The 18,060-nt window shown below is 69.5% G+C and carries 14 protein-coding genes; 9 read left to right on the top strand and 5 right to left on the bottom strand.

Translation table 11 applies throughout. The features are described 5' to 3' along the window. Positions 1-143 precede the first annotated feature (143 nt). The 4 genes from mrdA (at position 144) to ACIQD6_RS31875 (ending at position 7,260) form a co-directional block, all read left to right on the top strand. A complete protein-coding gene (mrdA, locus tag ACIQD6_RS31890) occupies positions 144-2,321 on the top strand; it encodes a penicillin-binding protein 2 (RefSeq protein ID WP_401889330.1) in 2,178 nt (725 codons plus the stop codon). 3 nt (positions 2,322-2,324) lie between these two features. Further along, positions 2,325-3,524: a rod shape-determining protein RodA gene (gene rodA / locus ACIQD6_RS31885; protein WP_401889327.1), complete on the top strand. Its 1,200-nt coding sequence runs from the start codon at positions 2,325-2,327 to the stop codon at positions 3,522-3,524. Positions 3,525-3,632: 108 nt separating this feature from the next. Then, positions 3,633-5,285, top strand: a complete 1,653-nt coding sequence (locus ACIQD6_RS31880; protein WP_401889324.1) for a CHAD domain-containing protein — start codon at positions 3,633-3,635, stop codon at positions 5,283-5,285. Positions 5,286-5,337: 52 nt separating this feature from the next. Beyond that, positions 5,338-7,260: a TIGR03960 family B12-binding radical SAM protein gene (locus ACIQD6_RS31875; RefSeq protein ID WP_401889321.1), complete on the top strand. Its 1,923-nt coding sequence runs from the start codon at positions 5,338-5,340 to the stop codon at positions 7,258-7,260. Positions 7,261-7,318: 58 nt separating this feature from the next. Here the strand turns inward: ACIQD6_RS31875 and ACIQD6_RS31870 are convergent, their stop codons facing one another. The 5 genes from ACIQD6_RS31870 to ACIQD6_RS31850 all read right to left on the bottom strand — a co-directional run bounded on the left by ACIQD6_RS31870 (position 7,319) and on the right by ACIQD6_RS31850 (position 9,769). Further along, on the bottom strand, positions 7,319-8,119 hold the full coding sequence (locus tag ACIQD6_RS31870) for a phosphotransferase (protein ID WP_401889318.1): 801 nt from the start codon (positions 8,117-8,119) through the stop codon (positions 7,319-7,321). 6 nt (positions 8,120-8,125) lie between these two features. Further along, entirely contained in the window at positions 8,126-8,650 is a 525-nt protein-coding gene (locus ACIQD6_RS31865) for a radical SAM protein (RefSeq protein WP_401889316.1), read from the bottom strand. Positions 8,651-8,791: 141 nt separating this feature from the next. After that, positions 8,792-9,040 (bottom strand): hypothetical protein, encoded by a 249-nt coding sequence (locus tag ACIQD6_RS31860; RefSeq protein ID WP_401889313.1) that lies wholly within the window; start codon positions 9,038-9,040, stop codon positions 8,792-8,794. Then, positions 9,040-9,171 (bottom strand): hypothetical protein, encoded by a 132-nt coding sequence (locus ACIQD6_RS31855; protein ID WP_401889310.1) that lies wholly within the window; start codon positions 9,169-9,171, stop codon positions 9,040-9,042. The genes ACIQD6_RS31860 and ACIQD6_RS31855 overlap by 1 nt, the downstream gene beginning before the upstream one ends. Before the next feature lie 211 nt (positions 9,172-9,382). Continuing rightward, positions 9,383-9,769, bottom strand: a complete 387-nt coding sequence (locus ACIQD6_RS31850; protein ID WP_401889308.1) for a hypothetical protein — start codon at positions 9,767-9,769, stop codon at positions 9,383-9,385. 160 nt (positions 9,770-9,929) lie between these two features. Here ACIQD6_RS31850 and ACIQD6_RS31845 point away from each other — a divergent pair, with 160 nt between their 5' ends. The 5 genes from ACIQD6_RS31845 (at position 9,930) to ACIQD6_RS31825 (ending at position 17,861) form a co-directional block, all read left to right on the top strand. Further along, a complete protein-coding gene (locus ACIQD6_RS31845; protein WP_401889306.1) occupies positions 9,930-11,198 on the top strand; it encodes an XRE family transcriptional regulator in 1,269 nt (422 codons plus the stop codon). Beyond that, positions 11,189-11,692 carry a GNAT family N-acetyltransferase gene (locus tag ACIQD6_RS31840; protein WP_401889303.1) on the top strand — a complete coding sequence of 168 codons (504 nt, stop codon included), beginning with the start codon at positions 11,189-11,191 and terminating at the stop codon, positions 11,690-11,692. The genes ACIQD6_RS31845 and ACIQD6_RS31840 overlap by 10 nt, the downstream gene beginning before the upstream one ends. A gap of 169 nt (positions 11,693-11,861) precedes the next feature. Next, entirely contained in the window at positions 11,862-12,395 is a 534-nt protein-coding gene (locus ACIQD6_RS31835) for a GNAT family N-acetyltransferase (RefSeq protein WP_401889301.1), read from the top strand. Between the two features lie 302 nt (positions 12,396-12,697). Continuing rightward, a complete protein-coding gene (locus tag ACIQD6_RS31830) occupies positions 12,698-13,480 on the top strand; it encodes a TIGR03936 family radical SAM-associated protein (RefSeq protein WP_401889298.1) in 783 nt (260 codons plus the stop codon). A 232-nt stretch (positions 13,481-13,712) separates the two neighbouring features. Then, complete coding sequence (locus ACIQD6_RS31825; RefSeq protein ID WP_401889295.1) at positions 13,713-17,861, top strand: Rne/Rng family ribonuclease; 4,149 nt, start codon at positions 13,713-13,715, stop codon at positions 17,859-17,861. Positions 17,862-18,060: the final 199 nt, after the last annotated feature.

The following is an 18,060-nucleotide window of genomic DNA, read 5'->3' as shown; positions in this document are numbered from 1 at the left end:
ACAACCCGCACAGCTGGTACCGCCCGCACTACTCGTACCGCCCGGACAACCCGCACAGCTGGTACCGCTCGGGCAACCCGCACCGCCCGGGCCCGTACCGCCCGTACCGCTCGGACAACCCGTACCGCCCGTGGGGGGTCGCAGTGAGCAATATTCCGGAGACCGGGCGGACACCGCGGGTCCAGATCCGGCTCATCGTCATCCAGGTCCTCGTCTTCTCCCTCCTCCTCACCCTCGGCGGCCGGCTCTGGTACCTCCAGATCCGCAACGGCCAGGAGTACACGGACGAGGCCAAGAACAACCACGTACAGCAGGTCGTCGACCCGGCCGTCCGCGGCTCGATCCTCGACACCCGCGGTGTCGCCCTCGCCGACAACGAGACCCGGCTCGTGGTCTCCGCCAGCCGCACCGAGCTGATGAAGACCAAGGACGACGGCAAGGCCGTCCTCACCCGTCTCGCCGATGTCCTGGACATGAAGCCCAAGGACGTCATGTACAAGGTCAGGCTCTGCGACGCGAAGACCCCCCAGCCCTGCTGGAACGGTTCGCCGTACCAGCCGATCCCGGTCACCGACGAGGCCACCACCCAGCAGGCCCTCCAGATCCGGGAGCGCGCCGAGGACTTCCCCGGTATCACCGCGGAGCCCACCGCCGTACGACGCTACGCCGCGCCCGGCCTCGCCAACACCGCCCAGGTGCTCGGCTACCTCTCGCCCGTCACCGACGAAGAGATCACCAAGGCCCTGGACACCGACTCGCCGTACCTCCGTTCCGACCAGGTCGGCCGCTCCGGCCTGGAGCGCACGTACGACAAGGAACTGCGCGGCAAGGCCGGCGTCACCCGCTACGAGGTCGACAACCTCGGCCGGGTCATCGGCCAGGCGCAGAACGACGAGGCCCAGCCCGGCGCCAACGTCGTCACCTCCATCGACGCGCGCGTGCAGGCCGTCACCGAGTACGAGCTGAACGAGGCCATGAAGGCCGCCCGCAAGGAGATGGACCGGAACACCAACGAGCGCTACAAGGCGGACTCGGGCGCCGCCGTGGTCATGGAGGCGAAGACCGGCCGGGTCGTGGCGATGGCCTCCCAGCCGACGTACGACCCCAACGCCTGGGTCGGCGGTATCTCCGCCAAGGAGTACGCCAGGCTCACCGGCAAGAAGTCCAACTTCCCGCTGCTGAACCGCGCGATCCAGGGCCAGGCGGCCCCCGGCTCGATCTTCAAGGTCATCTCGTCGACCGCGGCCGTCAACGCCGGATACAAGTTCAACGGCAACTACCCCTGCCCCAGCTCGTACAACGTCGGCAGCCAGGTCTTCAAGAACTTCGAGTCCAAGGGCTACGGCTCCATCACCCTCGGCAAGGCCCTCGAAGTCTCCTGCGACACCGTGTTCTACGGTCTCGCGCACAAGGAGTGGCAGAAGGACGGCGGCACCAAGCCCAAGAAGAACGCCAAGAACTGGTTCTACAAGACCGCCCACCAGTTCGGCCTCGGCAAGGAGACCGGCATCGACCTCCCCAACGAGGTCGCCGGACGCGTCCCGGACCGCGAGTGGAAGCAGAACTTCTGGGAGGCCAACAAGGACGGCTGGTGCAAGCAGGGCAAGAAGGGCGGCACCTACGTCCAGCAACTCGCCTACGAAGGCTGCCTCGAAGGCAACCTGATGCGCGCCGGTGACTCCGTGAACTACTCGATCGGCCAGGGCGACACCCTCGTCACACCGATCCAGATGGCCACGATCTACTCGGCCATCGCCAACGGCGGCACCCTCTACGACCCGACCGTCGGCAAGGCGGTCATCAGCGCCGACGGCAAGCAGGTCAAGGAGATCGCGCCCAAGTCCCACGGCAAGCTGCCGTTCAACCAGAAGACGCGCGACCAGATAGACGAAGCCCTCGCGGGTGTCGCGACCCGTGGCTCCGCCGCCTGGCGATTCGGCGGCTGGCCGCAGGACAAGATCCCGATGCACGCCAAGACGGGTACGGCCGAGGTCTACGGCAAGCAGACGACCTCGTGGTTCGCCTCGTACACCAAGGACTACACGATCGTCATGACGATCGCGCAGGGCGGTACGGGCTCCGGAGCCTCAGGGCCCGCCGTCCGCAAGATCTACGAATCGATGTACGGGCTCAACGCCAAGGGCGACCAGGACGTCAAGAAGGCGCTCATGCCCCAGCCGCGCGTCGCGCTGCCCAAGATCCAGCCGGACGGTTCGATCGACGCGCCGAAGGTCAGGCCGTACGAGCCGGAGCGGGAACTCCCGCCGGACCAGCAGGTGCTCGCCGGGCCACCCGGCACGACGACGACCCGGAGGGACTGAGCCATGGCCGGTACAAGTGGCTTCTCGGTCTCCGGATACGGTCCGGAGCGCGGCGCCTGGGCGCGGCTCGCCGCCCGCGACTCGATGGTGCGCCGACTCGACTGGCCGCTGCTCTTCTCGGCCCTGGCCCTGTCGCTCCTGGGCTCCCTGCTGGTCTGGTCGGCGACCCGTAACCGCACCCAGCTGAACCAGGGCGATCCGTACTACTTCCTCCTCCGCCACCTGCTCAACACCGGCATCGGGCTCGCCCTGATGGTCGGCACGATCTGGCTGGGGCACCGCACCCTGCGCGGCGCCGTCCCGGTGCTGTACGGGCTCTCGGTGGTCATGGTCCTGCTGGTCCTGACCCCGCTCGGCGCCACCATCAACGGCGCGCACGCCTGGATCGTCATCGGCGGCGGCTTCACGCTCCAGCCGTCCGAGTTCGTGAAGATCACGATCATCCTGGGCATGGCGATGATGCTGGCGGCCCGGGTGGACGCCGGGGACCAGCCCCATCCGGACCACCGCACGGTCGCGAAGTCCCTCGGCCTCGCCGTCCTCCCGATGGTCATCGTCATGCTGATGCCGGACCTCGGCTCGGTGATGGTCATGGCGGTCCTCGTGCTCGGCGTACTGCTCGCCTCCGGCGCCTCCAACCGCTGGATCATCGGCCTGGTCAGCGCCGGTGTGGCGGGCGCCGTCGCGGTCGCGGCGCTCGGGGTGCTCGACGAGTACCAGATCAACCGCTTCGCGGCCTTCGCCAACCCGGAACTCGATCCGGCGGGCGTCGGCTACAACACCAACCAGGCGCGGATCGCGATCGGTTCGGGCGGACTGTCGGGGACCGGGCTCTTCCACGGCTCGCAGACCACCGGGCAGTTCGTGCCCGAGCAGCAGACCGACTTCGTCTTCACCGTCGCGGGCGAGGAACTGGGCTTCCTCGGCGCGGGACTGATCCTGCTGCTGCTCGGAGTGGTCCTGTGGCGGGCCTGCCGGATCGCGCGGGAGACGACCGAGCTGTACGGCACGATCGTGGCCGCCGGCATCATCGCCTGGTTCGCGTTCCAGTCCTTCGAGAACATCGGGATGACGCTGGGCATCATGCCGGTGGCGGGCCTGCCGCTGCCGTTCGTCTCGTACGGCGGTACGGCGATGTTCGCGGTCTGGATCGCCGTGGGACTGCTCCAGTCGATCCGGGTGCAGCGGCCGATAACGGCCTGACCGACCACCGTCCAGACCAGCCCGATCAGGCTGATCGATGTGGAGTCCGTACGGTCGGATGGGCTTCTGGGGCTGCCCTTGGGCGGCCTCAGCGACTAAATTCGGTACATGACGGACACAAAGCGAGAGATCGAGCGGAAGTACGAGTTCCCCGCGGGCGGCGGGCCGTCCGGGCTGCGGGATCCATCGGGTCCATCGGGTCTGTCGGACCTGCCGGATCTGAGTGAGGTCGACGGGGTCTCGTCCGTCTCCGCGCAGGGCGTCGTGGAGCTCGACGCCGTCTACTACGACACCGCCGATCTGCGCCTCGCCGCCGACCATCTCACCCTGCGCCGCAGAACGGGCGGCGACGACGCGGGCTGGCACCTCAAATTCCCGGTGTCCACCGGCATCCGCGACGAGATCCAGGCGCCGCTCGCCGACACCGTGCCGCGTGACCTGGCCCTCCTGCTGCGCTCCCGCGTCCGCAACGCCGAGCTGATCCCGGTCGTACGGCTGCGCTCCTCCCGCGCTCTCGGCCACCTGGTCGACGCGGAGGGCGCGCTGCTCGCCGAGGTGAGCGTCGATGCCGTACGCGCGGAACGCCTGGGCAGGGCCGTGGTGGCCACGTCGTGGACCGAGGTCGAGGTGGAACTGGCCGACGGCGCCGATCCCGCGCTCCTCGACGCGGTGGAGAAGCGGCTCCGCGAGGCGGGCCTGCGCCCGTCGTCCTCGGCGTCCAAGGTGGGCAGGGCGCTGGCCGAGACATCGGGGCCCGTGGGGGCCGGGGCGAAGAAGGCGGCGTCCGCGCGGGGCGGCTCCGGGAAGCGGGGCGGCTCCGGGAAGTCGGCCCGAGGGGGGAAGCATAAGGGCGCGCCTGAGAAGAAGGCCGGGCCCGCCACCGCGGGCGACCACGTACTGGCCTACCTCCGCACGCAGGCCGACGCGATCATCGCCCAGGACCCCGCCGTCCGCCGCGACCTGCCGGACTCCGTGCACCAGATGCGGGTCGCCACCCGCCGGATGCGCTCCGCGTTCCGTACGTTCCGCAAGATCGTCGACCGGACCGTCACCGACCCGGTCGGCGAGGAGCTCAAGTGGCTCGCGGCGGAACTGGGCATCGACCGCGATCACGAAGTGCTGAACGAGCGGCTGCGGGAGCGGTTCGACGCGCTGCCGGGGACGCTGCTCCTCGGCCCCGTACGCGCCCGGCTCCAGACCTGGAGCGTCGCCCAGCGGGCCGGATCGCGCGAGCGGACACTCGCCGTACTCGACAGCGCGCGCTACCTGGCCCTGCTGGAGACGATCGAGGCGCTCCTCGCCGACCCGCCACTGCGGCCGGACGCCGGCGCGGTACCCGACAAGGCGTTCTCCAAGGCGGTTCTCAAGGTCTACGACCGGCTGGCGGGCCGGATCGACCACGCCCTGGCCCTCCCGCCCGGTGAGGAGCGTGACCTGGCCCTCCACAGCGCCCGCAAGGCGGCCAAGCGCGCCCGGTACGCGGCCGAGGCGGCCCGGCCCACGCTCGGCGGGCCGGCGAAGCGGTTCGCGAAGCGGATGAAGGCCGTACAGAACGTGCTCGGCGACCACCAGGACAGCGTGGTGGCCCGTGAGGCTCTGCGGGCCCTGGCGGTCCAGGCCCACGCGGCGGGCGAGTCCGCCTTCACCTGGGGGCTGCTGTACGGGCAGGAGGAGGCGCGGGGCGATCGCAGGGAGCGGGAGCTGCCGGGGGTGTGGGAGGAGGCGTCCGCCCCCCGTTTGCGGGCGGCGCTGCGGGGGTGAGCCCCGGGGTAGTCTGGATGGTCACCCAGCTGCCCGCTCACGAAGGTTCGCTATGCCTGTCGCATCGGTCTTCCCACAGCTCGAAGCTCTGCTCCCGCATGTGCAGAAGCCGATCCAATACGTCGGTGGTGAGCTCAACTCCACGGTCAAGCCGTGGGACGAGTGCGATGTCCACTGGGCGCTCATGTATCCCGACGCGTACGAGGTCGGGCTGCCCAACCAGGGCGTCATGATCCTTTATGAGGTACTGAACGAGCGCGAGGGCGTGCTCGCCGAGCGTACGTACAGCGTCTGGCCGGACCTCGAAGAGCTGATGCGCGAGCACAAGGTCCCGCAGTTCACGGTGGACTCGCACCGGCCCGTCAGCGCCTTCGACGTCTTCGGGCTGAGCTTCTCCACCGAGCTCGGCTACACCAACATGCTCACCGCCCTGGACCTCGCGGGTATCCCGCTGGCGGCCAGGGACCGGACCGTCGACCACCCCATCGTGCTCGCGGGCGGCCACGCGGCCTTCAACCCCGAGCCGATCGCGGAGTTCATCGACTGCGTGGTCATCGGCGACGGCGAGCAGGCGGTCCTGGAGATCACCGAGATCGTCCGGGCCTGGAAGGCGGAGGGCCGCCCCGGCGGGCGCGAGGAGGTCCTGTTCCGCCTCGCGAAGACCGGTGGCGTGTACGTGCCGGGCTTCTACGACGTCGAGTACCTCGCGGACGGCCGGATCGCCCGTGTCGTACCGAACAGGAGCGGTGTCCCGTGGCGGGTGTCCAAGCACACCGTCATGGACCTGGACGAGTGGCCGTACCCGAAGCAGCCGCTCGTACCGCTCGCCGAGACCGTCCACGAGCGGATGTCCGTGGAGATCTTCCGCGGCTGCACCCGCGGCTGCCGCTTCTGCCAGGCCGGGATGATCACGCGCCCGGTGCGCGAGCGCAGCATCACCGGCATCGGTGACATGGTCGACAAGGGGCTGAAGGCGACCGGCTTCGAGGAGGTCGGCCTGCTCTCGCTGTCCTCCGCCGACCACAGCGAGATCGGCGATGTCGCCAAGGGGCTCGCCGACCGGTACGAGGCGGACAAGATCGGCCTGTCCCTGCCGTCCACCCGTGTCGACGCCTTCAACGTCGACCTCGCCAACGAGCTGACCAGGAACGGCCGCAGGTCCGGTCTGACCTTCGCGCCCGAGGGCGGCTCCGAGCGGCTGCGCAAGGTCATCAACAAGATGGTCTCGGAGGAGGACCTGATCCGTACGGTCTCCACGGCCTACGGCAACGGCTGGCGGCAGGTGAAGCTGTACTTCATGTGCGGCCTGCCGACCGAGACCGACGAGGACGTCCTCCAGATCGGCGACATGGCGGTCAACGTCATCGCCGAGGGCCGCAAGGTGTCCGGGCAGAACGACATCCGCTGCACGGTCTCGATCGGCGGGTTCGTGCCCAAGCCGCACACCCCGTTCCAGTGGGCGCCGCAGCTGAGCGCCGAGGAGACGGACGCCCGGCTGGAGAAGCTCCGCGACAAGATCCGCGCGGACAAGAAGTACGGCCGCTCGATCGGCTTCCGCTACCACGACGGCAAGCCCGGCATCGTCGAAGGCCTGCTGTCACGCGGCGACCGGCGGATCGGCTCGGTCATCCGCGCGGTGTACGAGGACGGTGGCCGCTTCGACGGCTGGCGCGAGCACTTCTCGTACGACCGCTGGATGGCCTGTGCGGAGAAGGCGCTGCCCGAGTTCGGGGTGGACGTGGCCTGGTACACGACGCGTGAGCGCACGTACGAGGAGGTCCTGCCCTGGGACCACCTGGACTCCGGTCTCGACAAGGACTGGCTCTGGGAGGACTGGCAGGACTCGCTGGACGAGACGGAGGTCGAGGACTGCCGCTGGACGCCGTGCTTCGACTGCGGCGTGTGCCCGCAGATGGACACGGAGATCCAGATCGGCCCGACGGGGAAGAAGCTGCTGCCGCTCACGGTCAAGTGACGCCCAGGAAACCCCCGGTCGGCGTGGTCGGGGGTTTCTGCGCCCGCTCGGAGTCGGTTCACACGGTCACGCCGCGGTAAGAGGCCCATGACCGGGCCGCCTCGGCTATGGCCCTGAGCCAGGACGCGTCCGGCTTGCGCTCGGCGAACGCACGATGCATGCGCAAGGTGGCAGCGGCGAACGCATCGATCGCTTTCGGATCCGCGTCCGTCCAGGCCGCGCAACCCGACGCCCAGGATTCGGCGCGCTCGGCGCTGTGCCCTGCCGAGATCAGCTGCACAACCAGACAGGCCGGGTCGATGAACGCCGCGCCGCGAGTGGGCCACGACCAGTCGACCGCCCAGGTGTTCTGATCTCCGATGATCAGGTTGCTCGGGTTGATGTCGGTGTAGAGCAGAGCTTCGCCTTGGAGGAGAGAGGCGTCGGCGTCATCCGTGGCGAAGCGGTTCCAGCGGGTCTCAAGCCAGTCGCGGGCCATCTCGGGGAGATCCACTTCGCCGATCCGGTTGAGGGTGTCGACAATCGCGGGGAGGTCGGGTGAGCCCGGAGCGAAGTCGGAACCTCGTCCGTCGACCCAGTCGAAGCCGAGCACGTGCCATGTGTCATCTTCGGAGTGCCACTTGAGAGTTGGCGAGATAGGACATGCGGCCGGGTTGATCAGCCGTTCCCGGATGATCGAGTCGCGCCGGCCTCCGGGCCGGTTGCGTACGGCCTTGACGAAGAACCGGCCCTTCTCACACTCGATCAGGGCCGCGACATCCGAACTGAACCCACGCGGGGTGGGCCGGAAGTCGGTCACGTCTCCGGTGTGAGGGTGGAGCAGGGACCAGAACTCCGGTCCGGGGGCGTTGCGATTCATGAGCCTTCAGTTCCTCGGGGTGCACTCAGTGCCCGGGAAGCCGGGGCTGCATTCATCGTCGTTGTCGTCATGCCTTTCGATGTTGGTCCGGGTCCGGTCGTGACTGCGGCGACGGGTCATTCCCTCGTGCTCCTCAGCCCGGTCCGAGTAGTAGGACGTGGCGAGGCTGACTCCCCTGCGCTGGAAGATCTCCCAGCATTCGTTCGAGACGTGCACCAGGTTGCTGAAGACCTCGACGTGCAGGCCGATGGTCAGGGCGTGGTCCACCAGGTCCGTGAAGTCCGGGTGCATGGTCGGCTCACCGCCGATGAACTGGATGTTGCGCACCCCGTAGGCGGTTGCCTGGTCCAGAACGCTGATCCAGTCCTCCCCAGTCATGGTCCCGTGGGTGCCGTCCGGCCCCGACGCGTTGTAGCAGTGAGTGCAGTTGAGCTGGCACTTCCGTGTCAGGTCCAGCCACAGAAGCCGAGTCGTGGTCTTCTCTGCCGACGTGGGTTCGACGCTTGTGATCACTGTTATGACCCCTCTCATTGGATCGTGCGTTGACTTTGCTGGCCCGCCCCGGCTGCTCGGCCTGTCCTTCTTCACGGGGTTGGCGAAGCAGCCGGGGCGGGCAGTGGAACCCCTTCTCCTCCGAGGCTTTGTCTCGCCGCAGGGGAGGCCGAGTGTCTTCTACTCGGAGAGGAGCGGGGCTTTGTACCCGTCCTGCATCGCGAGGTGCCGGCGGACGAGGCCGTCAAGCTCGGTGATGCAGTCGGAGCAGGCGAAGAGCGGAGCGTGCGCCCCGCTGGACCAGACAGGGCCCACCCACGAGACGGTGACGCCCTCCCGGCGGCAATAGAGCCAACAGGCCCCGACGACCCATTCACGCTTGCCACCGGGGAGCGGAGGGATGGCCTCGCTCACGGCGACTCCGGTCATCAGGGGGACGCCTCCAGCTCGGCGGTCCTGTGCTCGATCGGCCGGTAGACGCGGTGTGGTTGAGCCATGCGCCAGGGAGCGTGGGCGTCGAAGATCAGGACCTTCTCGCCGCCGGGGCCGGCAGACCTCATATCTCTGATCGGGTGATACACGCCGTCGAGGAGAACGCTGTCCCCCACCCGCACATCCAGGGGGTGCACGTCGGTGGCGTAGGTGTTGATCGGTGTGCGAGGCGGGCGAGACCGGAAGGGGAGGGGCATCATCCGCGCCACACCGCCAATACGAGGGTGCCGCCCAGGGTGCCGATCGTCGCTACGCAAATGGCCTGCTCCGTGCGGGGGCTCACTCGGTGCCCTCCAGAGCTTCCGCCTTCCTGCCGCGACCCACCTGACGGAGCTGGTAGACGGCGACAGTCGTACGAGTGGCCAAGGCCAGGGCCCGCATGTGCTCGTACGCGAATCCGGGAGGCGTGGTCTTGCTGGGCCGCACGTCGTCGCTGAGCAGTTTCCGAGCCGTTTTGTGCAGCTCTCGCGACTGGGGAGTCTCAACGTCCCAGATCTCGCTGTGGATCAGGAGTGCGAGGTGTCCACGAAGCTTCGCTGTCGTCGAATCCACCCACCATCGCTCGGGGAGCGAGAGACGGATTTCGAGGGCCTGCTTCACGGTGTGCGCGATCGTCGTCAGGTCGACCGCGTACGGTTGAGAAGTGGGGATGCTCTGTTTCGTCATGCCGCCGGTTCCTCCGTTGCCCTTGCTATCTGGCGATGCTTAGTCAACGGCGGATGAGGTATCCGGGACAGGTGAAACAGGCGGCGGCCCCACCTCACAACCCCGGTGATTTTTACCCTTTGCCCGCGTCCCCGAGGTTGCTCGGAGCTAGCGTGGGGCCATGTCCTTGGTGAACCGGCAGCTTGCAGACCGCATTGCGGAACTTGGCTTGAGTCAGGCCGAGTTGGCACGTCAGGTCAATGCTGAGATCGATCTTCTAACGGCGAAACCTGGCAACGTCACTGACTCGGATGTGCGCCGATGGCTACGCGGTAGGACAAAGTGGCCGCAGGATCGCATCAGGCTGTGTCTGGAACGGGTTCTCTCCGCCCGTGCCGAGGATCTAGGGTTCGTGCCCCGCAAGAAGAGCAGTGCACCATCGGAGGAGGATCCTTTGCGCCGCCGTACGTTCCTCTCCGCAGCGAGTGGCTCGGTCTTGGTCGTTGGGGCCTCGGATACCAGCGACCACGGACGACGGGGCTTCAATCTCGGCATCAATGATGTCCGGCGCTTCCATCAGGACTACGTGGCCATCCTTCGGCGGGACGATGCGGGACGGGGCACTCAGCAGGTAGAGAACCTGGCGGTGGAACTGGCTTCTCGAATCCAGTCCGCTCTAGCCGTGTCCACTGCCTCAACTCGCTTACAGGACATGCTTTACAGGCTCGCCGCAGAGGTCATCAGCTCGGCAGCCTTCGCCTCGATCGACGCCAGCGCACCGCAGCGGGCACGTGTACATCTCGGTCAGGCTCTGACCTTCGCTGGTCTGTCCCGGGACAGTGAGGCGATGTATCACGTCTGGGACCACATGACCCTGACATCCAGTCAACGGGAGAACCACGCCGAAGCCGTCGCCGGCGCAGAGGTCTTGAAGCGCTCGTCAATCGCACGGCGAGACCCGCTGTACTCCTTTCTCGGGCACATGCGTTGTGCCAACGGACTAGCCCGTCTGCGGCGGCGGTCTGAGGCCTTGCGCGCCCTCTCGGATGCGGAGCGGGCCTTTGCCCGCATTGCCGACCAGCAGCGCCCCGAGTGGGTCAGGTTCTATGACAACAGTGAGGTTGACGCTCTGTCCTCGTTCACGTGGACGGCACTCGGGGATCACGGACGCGCCGAATACTGCCTGCATCGCACCCTTGCGGCCATCCCAGGAGGGCGGGTCCGTAACCGAGCTTTGTATACCGCTCACCTGGCCCTCGCTCAAGCCAGGCAAGGGGATTTGGAGCTTGCCTGTGCAACGAGCCGGCGGGCGTACGTGATGCTGCCTCCGTCTTCCGGATCGCGACGCACGATCAACACTCTGGCTGCGACACGCAAGGTGCTCGTAGCCTCGGGATCGAAGACCCCTGAGGTCATCGAGTGGATTGAGGAGTCCGGGCAATGGATCTGAAGCGCTACACGCACGCCGACGCGCGGGATGTGCGTTCTTTGCTGCTGGACATCCACGACGAGGCATACGCCGATGACCCGGCCCCGTTCAACTCGCGTGAGCGGTTCTCCTACTTCGTTGATCTCTGGTCGTCACGGGAGGACTGGCAGTGCCTCTCAGGCTGGGAACAGGGTGGCCCGGTTGGCTATGCCTACGGTTCGAAGTTCAAGCCGGGCGGGTGGTGGAAGGGGCACCGGCGTCCCTCTGACCTCAAGGGCTCTGTGTTCGCCCTGTCCGAACTCATGGTTGTTCCCAAGTGGCGCGCCACTGGACGGGCACAGCAGATCCACGACGCGCTGCTCGAATCGGTGTCGGCCGACGTGGTTACCCTCCTGGTGGACACTGGGCATCCCAAAGTCCAGGCCCTGTATGAGCGCTGGAACTACAGCAAGGAAGGCGAGACGAAGCCCTCCGACGATTCCCCGCTGTATGCCGTCATGGTCCGGGAGCTGTAAGCAGCTGCTTGCTGAGTCTCTGATCATGGGCCTGCCGCCTGAGACATGTGAGCTGTTGCCTGTCCGGAGGTGTGCCGGCCAGTGAGCGTCCGCGGGGTGAGCCGAGGCGCGCGCCCTGTCGGGGGAGGGAATCCGTGGCCGGGCTTCGGCGCGCGTGCACAATGGCGTGATGCCGCAGTTCATCGCCCCTCATGTCCGTGTCCAGGACTCCTTCCTCGACGCGATGAAGGAGTTCGTGGAAGAGGGAGCCGATGAGCGGTCCTTACTCCTCCATGAAATGGAGGAGTACGCCACCACCTGGCACCGGCCCGAAGTCTTCGCGTCGTACGTGGAGCGGCTCAACGCCGAACCCTTGGAGGAGACTCCGCGCATCGAGGGCTGGGTTCCCAACACCACCCTCTGGTACGTCGAGGGCGACACCTTCCTGGGGCGCCTCGCCATCCGGCACCGGCTCAACCCGTTCCTGCGTGAAGTGGGCGGCCACATCGGCTACGCCGTACGCCCCAGCGCCCGCCGCCGGGGCTACGCCACCGCCATGCTCGCCGCCTCGCTGCCCGTGGCCCGGGGGATCGGCATCGAGTCCGTGCTGGTCACCTGCGACACCGACAACACGGCCTCGCGCAAAGTGATCGAGGCGGCCGGCGGTGTCCTGGAGGACGTGCGCGGCGGGAAGCTGCGTTTCTGGATTCGGACGGACGGCTGAGAGCCGTGTCCGCGGGATTCCCCGGACCGGGTGTATGGGAGCGCGGGCGGGGCAGGACAGCGTGTGGGACCGCCGGTCCAAGCCTGGGGAACCTCTGGCGGACCGTGCGCGTACTCTGGGTAGTACAACGATCGTCCCCGGCGCGGACCCCGCACCCGAGATCTCCTCGTACAGGCGGGGCTGAGCCGGGACCCGGGGGCAGCCCCGATGTCCGAGGGTGGCGCGTTACCGCGTACCGCCCGCACCGAGGAGAAGAACCACTGGGCAAGCGACAGCCCGAAGGCCCGCCGCCCGCACCGGCGGTGCAGCGCATCCGACTGCGCTACACCAAGCGCGGCCGCCTCCGGTTCACCAGCCACCGTGACTTCCAGCGTGCTTTCGAGCGGGCGTTGCGCCGCGCCGAGGTGCCCATGGCCTACTCGGCGGGGTTCACCCCGCACCCGAAGGTGTCGTACGCCAATGCCGCCCCCACCGGCACGGGCAGCGAGGCCGAGTTCCTGGAAATCGCCCTGGCGGAGGCGTGCGATCCCGACAAGCTGCGGGAGCTGCTCGACGAGTCGCTGCCGACCGGTCTCGACATCATCGACGCTGTCGAGGCCCGCACCTCGGGACTCGCCGACCGGCTGACCGCTTCCGTATGGGAGCTGAGGCTGGACGGCGTCGGCCCGGAGGAGGCCGGACATGCCGTGTCCGCCTTCCTCGCCGCCGAAACGGTCGAGGTCGAGCGTCGTACGAAGAACGGCATGAGGACGTTCGACGCACGGGGCGCCGTGGTCGGCCTGGAAGTCGCCCAGTCGGCGGCCGATAGGCCGGGGGACGGGCCCTGTGCGATACTGCGCCTGGTTGTTCGGCACGTGACACCTGCCGTGCGACCCGACGACGTCCTGTCCGGTCTCCGAGCTGTGGCCGACCTGGCGCCGCCGGTCCCCGCAGCGGTGACCAGGCTGGCGCAGGGGCTCTTCGACGAGGAGACCGGCACGGTGACCGACCCGCTCGCGCCCGACCGCGAGGCAGACCGGCCCGCCCCACCCAAGGCCGCCGGATCCGCCGCCGCGAAGGCGCCGGAAGGTGCAGGTTCCGCGTAAGGCGGTCGTTGTAGCGCAGCCCTGGTACTCGGCAGTCACCGGGCTCGGGCGGCGCACTGACCAGAAGACTTTCGCCAGGCCGTGCGTACAACGCGTAGGGAACCGGCGAGCCAGACATAACAGCTCCCGTGCGGCGCCCGCGCCCCGGACGGCGGCATTCGCGCACTGCGCGGGCCGCGGCCGGACCGGAATCAGGCGTGGCGCCCGGGAGCGTGACGGGAGAACCGCCCGCATGCTTGAGCCCACAGAACCCGGCACCCCCGGGGACACCGACAACGAAGACAACAACACACCCAGCGACACGCTGCCGCCGCGGCGCAGGCGCCGCGCGGCGTCCCGCCCGGCGGGCCCGCCCACCTCGGCCGCCGAGGCCAAGGGCGCTGAGAGTGTGACGGAGACCGTCGCTCCGGCCATACCGGCCGCCGAGGCCGCGGGGGCGGCCCAGAGTGACGCGAGCGCCACCGTGGCATCGCAGGAGACATCATCCGCCGAAGCACCCGCGCCGCGTGCGCGTCGCCGTGCGACCCGTAAGGCCACCGCTCCTGAAGCCGTGGCTCCTGAGGTCGCCGTTTCCGAGGTGCCTGCCGCGCAGCCCGCCGAGGTCGCTCAGGCCGCTGTGTCGGAGGAGCCGGCCGCGCCGCGTGCGCGCCGTCGTGCGACCCGTAGGGCCGCCGCTCCTGAGGCCGTGGCTCCCGAGACGACCGTTTCAGAGGCGCCCGCCGTTCCCGAGGTGCCAGCCGCGCAGCCGGCCGAGGTCGCTCAGGCCGCTGTGTCGGAGGAGCCGGCCGCGCCGCGTGCGCGCCGTCGTGCCACTCGTAGGGCCACCGCGCCGGTCGGCGCCCCCGAGGCCGCTTCCGGGACCGTGGCTCCCGAGGTCGTCGCCGAGCCGGTGAAGGTGGCGGAGACCGCCGAGGTCGCGGCCGTGGAGAGCCCGGCCGAGGAGGCCGCCCCCGCCGCGCCGCGTGCGCGTCGCCGTGCCACCCGCAGGGCCACCGCGCCCGCCGGTGCGCCGGGGAACGACGACAAGCCGGTGAGTGACGACAAGCCGGCGGCGGACAACGGGACCGTCGCGGGTGAGGGCCTCCCGCAGGGCGCCGTCGCGCAGATCGCCGCTGACGAGGAGAACGTCCAGGCCGCCGAGAAGGCCGCCACCCGTGGCCGTACGCGCCGCAGGGGCGCCGCGCCCGAGACCGCCACGGCCGCTCCTGAGGCGGAGCCCACCAGCGAGAAGGCCAAGGACAAGGCCGCTGAGAAGCCCGCTGAGAAGCCCGCGGGGAAGCCTGCGGAGAAGGCCAAGGCCAAGCCGAAGGAGACCGAGGCGCCCGAGCGCTCGCGCCGCCGTTCCGCGCGGCCCGCCGTCGCTGTCTTCCAGGCGCCCGTCTTCACCGAGCCGATGTTCCAGACCCCGGAGACCGCCGCCGCTGCCGCGGCCGCCGCCGGACCCGTGGACGACGAGGACGAGGACGAGACGCAGACGCCTGTCGCGGCCGCGCCCGCGCCGGAGCCCGCCGGCCGTCGCCGTCGCCGCCGTCGTGGTGAGTCCGCCGAGCCCGCAGCGGTCGCTCCGGCCGCCGAGCAGACGCCGAAGGCGCCGGTGGAGGAGCCCGAGGCCGAGGCGGAGCAGTCCGACGACGCCGAAGGCGACGACACCGCCGAGTACGAGGACCGTCCCTCGCGCCGCCGTCGCAGGGGCGGCCGTCGCCGTCGCCGCGGCGAGTCCGCCGAGGCGGACGAGGCCACGGACGAGCAGCAGGACGAGCCCGCCGACCGCACGGACCGCGCCGACCGTTCCGAGCCCGCCGCCGACCGTTCCGAGGACGGGGACGGCGGCCGGGAGGCCGACGCGGACGACGAGGAGCAGGACGAGGCCGAGGGCCCCTCGGGTTCGGGCGGTTCCTCCAGCAGCCGTCGCCGGCGCCGCAGGCGCCGTCGCAGCGGTGACGGCGGTTCCGACGCGGAGTCGGGCGGCGACGACCCGGAGCGTACGGTCGTCAAGGTCCGTGAGCCGCGCAAGAAGGAAGAGCGCGAGCACAGCACCAGCTCCGACGAGGTGCAGTCCATCAAGGGCTCGACCCGTCTGGAGGCCAAGAAGCAGCGCCGCCGCGAGGGGCGCGAGCAGGGTCGCCGCAGGGTGCCGATCATCACCGAGGCGGAGTTCCTCGCCCGCCGTGAGGCCGTCGAGCGCGTGATGGTCGTCCGCCAGAGCGGCGAGCGCACCCAGATCGGTGTCCTCGAGGACGACGTGCTCGTCGAGCACTACGTCAACAAGGAACAGGCCACCAGCTACGTCGGCAACGTTTACCTGGGCAAGGTGCAGAACGTACTGCCCTCCATGGAGGCCGCCTTCGTCGACATCGGCAAGGGACGCAACGCCGTCCTGTACGCCGGTGAGGTCAACTTCGAGGCGCTGGGCATGGCCAACGGCCCGCGCCGGATCGAGACCGCCCTCAAGTCCGGCCAGTCGGTGCTCGTCCAGGTGACGAAGGACCCGATCGGCCACAAGGGCGCGCGTCTGACCAGCCAGGTGTCGCTGCCCGGCCGTTACCTGGTCTACGTGCCCGAGGGCTCGATGACCGGCATCAGCCGCAAGCTGCCCGACACCGAGCGCGCGCGGCTGAAGACCATCCTCAAGAAGATCGTCCCCGAGGACGCGGGCGTCATCGTCCGTACGGCCGCCGAGGGCGCCAGCGAGGACGAGCTGCGCCGCGATGTCGAGCGGCTCCAGGGGCAGTGGGAGGACATCAAGAAGAAGGCGAAGAGCGGTAACGCGCCGACCCTTCTCTACGGTGAGCCCGACATGACCGTCCGGGTCGTCCGCGACATCTTCAACGAGGACTTCTCGAAGGTCATCGTCAGCGGTGACGAGGCGTGGCAGACCATCCACGGCTACGTCGCGCACGTCGCGCCGGACCTGTCCGACCGGCTGACGCGCTGGACGAGCGAGGTCGACGTCTTCGCGACGTACCGCATCGACGAGCAGCTGATGAAGGCGCTGGACCGCAAGGTCTGGCTGCCGAGCGGTGGCTCGCTGGTGATCGACAAGACCGAGGCCATGATCGTGGTCGACGTCAACACCGGGAAGTTCACCGGCCAGGGCGGCAACCTCGAAGAGACCGTCACCAGGAACAACCTGGAGGCGGCCGAGGAGATCGTGCGCCAGCTGCGGCTGCGCGACCTGGGCGGCATCGTCGTCATCGACTTCATCGACATGGTGCTCGAATCCAACCGGGACCTGGTGCTGCGGCGCCTGCTGGAGTGCCTGGGCCGGGACCGTACGAAGCACCAGGTCGCCGAGGTCACCTCGCTGGGGCTGGTCCAGATGACCCGGAAGCGGGTCGGCCAGGGGCTGCTGGAGTCGTTCTCCGAGACCTGTGTCCACTGCAACGGCCGCGGTGTGATCGTCCACATGGAACAGCCCGTGGCGTCCGGTGGCGGCGGTAACGGCAAGCGTTCCAAGAAGCGTGGCCGTGGCGGTGCGTCCGGTACGGAGCACGAGCACGAGCACGTCGATACGGCGACGGAGACCGAGGCCGAGAACGAGACCGAGGCCGAGGTCGCGGCGGAGGTGGCGGCGCCGACCGCTCTGCCCGAGCCCGAGTTCGTCCCGGACGAGGAGTTGTTCAGCAGCGTGGCGGAGGCGGAGGCGGCCGTACGCGGCCGTTCGCGCCGCCGTGCGTCGCGCAAGGCGTCGGCCCCGGCCGGTTCGCCGAAGGCCGCGGAGCCGGAGGCCGCTCAGGTGGTGGAGACCGCTCCGGTGGCGGAGGCGGCCGTCGAAGCCCCGGTGGCCGCTCCCGTACAGGAGCAGGCGCCTGCCGAGGACGCGGCTCCCAAGGGACGCCCGCGCCGTCGGGCCACCCGTAAGGCGTCGGCTCCGGCCGGTTCGCCGAAGGCCGCGGAGACGGCTGCCGCCGCCGAGGTGGTCGTGCCCGTCGCCGCCGAGCCCGAGGCCGTGGCGGAGCCCGCCGTGTCCGAGCCGGTCGCGTCCGAGGCGCCCGCCGTCGAAGACGCGCCTGTCGCGGCCCCGCCGCGCGCACGCCGCCGGGCGACCCGCAAGGTCACCGCGCCGGCCGGTTCGCCTTCGAGTACCGAGGACGCGGCGGTCGTCGTGGTGGAGTCGGCCAAGGCCGACGCGCCCGCCACGCCGGAGGAGTCCGAGCCCGAGGCTCCCGCGCCGGCCAAGAAGACGGCCCGCAAGGCCGCCACCAAGAAGGCCCCGGCGAAGACGGCGGCCAAGAAGACGGCCGCCAAGAAGACGACGACCGCCAAGAAGACCGCGACGAAGAAGACGGCGGCCAAGAAGACGGCCAAGTCGACGACGAAGAAGACCGCGGCGGCTGAGCAGCAGGCGCCCTCGGGCGTGACGGCCTCCACGGAGGACTGACCGCGGACTGACCGCGCCGGGGCGGGGGGGGGGGGCCGGGCCGGGGGGGGGGGGGGGGGGGGCCCGGGGGGGGGGGGGGGGGGGGGGGGGGGGGGGGGGGGCCCCCGCTGGTACCGCATCGGCAACCGCCAGCCCTCGTGCCGGGCCAGCCTGGACGCGTCTCGTGCTTCGGCCTCCGAGATGCCGCCCTTGGCCGTCA

Origin of the sequence: Streptomyces sp. NPDC088400 (assembly GCF_044753355.1) — a bacterium.
Classification (GTDB): Bacteria; Actinomycetota; Actinomycetes; order Streptomycetales; family Streptomycetaceae; genus Streptomyces.
This window is presented reverse-complemented; position numbering and strand designations above follow the sequence as displayed.

What these genes read in the sequence shown, in the direction of transcription:
- ACIQD6_RS31845 (WP_401889306.1), top strand. Translation starts at nt 9,930, where the DNA reads ATGTCCTTGGTGAACCGGCAGCTTGCAGACCGCATTGCGGAACTTGGC.
- rodA (WP_401889327.1), top strand. Translation starts at nt 2,325, where the DNA reads ATGGCCGGTACAAGTGGCTTCTCGGTCTCCGGATACGGTCCGGAGCGC.
- ACIQD6_RS31880 (WP_401889324.1), top strand. Translation starts at nt 3,633, where the DNA reads ATGACGGACACAAAGCGAGAGATCGAGCGGAAGTACGAGTTCCCCGCG.
- ACIQD6_RS31840 (WP_401889303.1), top strand. Translation starts at nt 11,189, where the DNA reads ATGGATCTGAAGCGCTACACGCACGCCGACGCGCGGGATGTGCGTTCT.
- ACIQD6_RS31870 (WP_401889318.1), bottom strand. Translation starts at nt 8,119, where the DNA reads ATGAATCGCAACGCCCCCGGACCGGAGTTCTGGTCCCTGCTCCACCCT.
- ACIQD6_RS31835 (WP_401889301.1), top strand. Translation starts at nt 11,862, where the DNA reads ATGCCGCAGTTCATCGCCCCTCATGTCCGTGTCCAGGACTCCTTCCTC.
- ACIQD6_RS31860 (WP_401889313.1), bottom strand. Translation starts at nt 9,040, where the DNA reads ATGACCGGAGTCGCCGTGAGCGAGGCCATCCCTCCGCTCCCCGGTGGC.
- ACIQD6_RS31865 (WP_401889316.1), bottom strand. Translation starts at nt 8,650, where the DNA reads ATGAGAGGGGTCATAACAGTGATCACAAGCGTCGAACCCACGTCGGCA.
- ACIQD6_RS31850 (WP_401889308.1), bottom strand. Translation starts at nt 9,769, where the DNA reads ATGACGAAACAGAGCATCCCCACTTCTCAACCGTACGCGGTCGACCTG.
- ACIQD6_RS31825 (WP_401889295.1), top strand. Translation starts at nt 13,713, where the DNA reads ATGCTTGAGCCCACAGAACCCGGCACCCCCGGGGACACCGACAACGAA.
- ACIQD6_RS31855 (WP_401889310.1), bottom strand. Translation starts at nt 9,171, where the DNA reads ATGAGGTCTGCCGGCCCCGGCGGCGAGAAGGTCCTGATCTTCGACGCC.
- ACIQD6_RS31875 (WP_401889321.1), top strand. Translation starts at nt 5,338, where the DNA reads ATGCCTGTCGCATCGGTCTTCCCACAGCTCGAAGCTCTGCTCCCGCAT.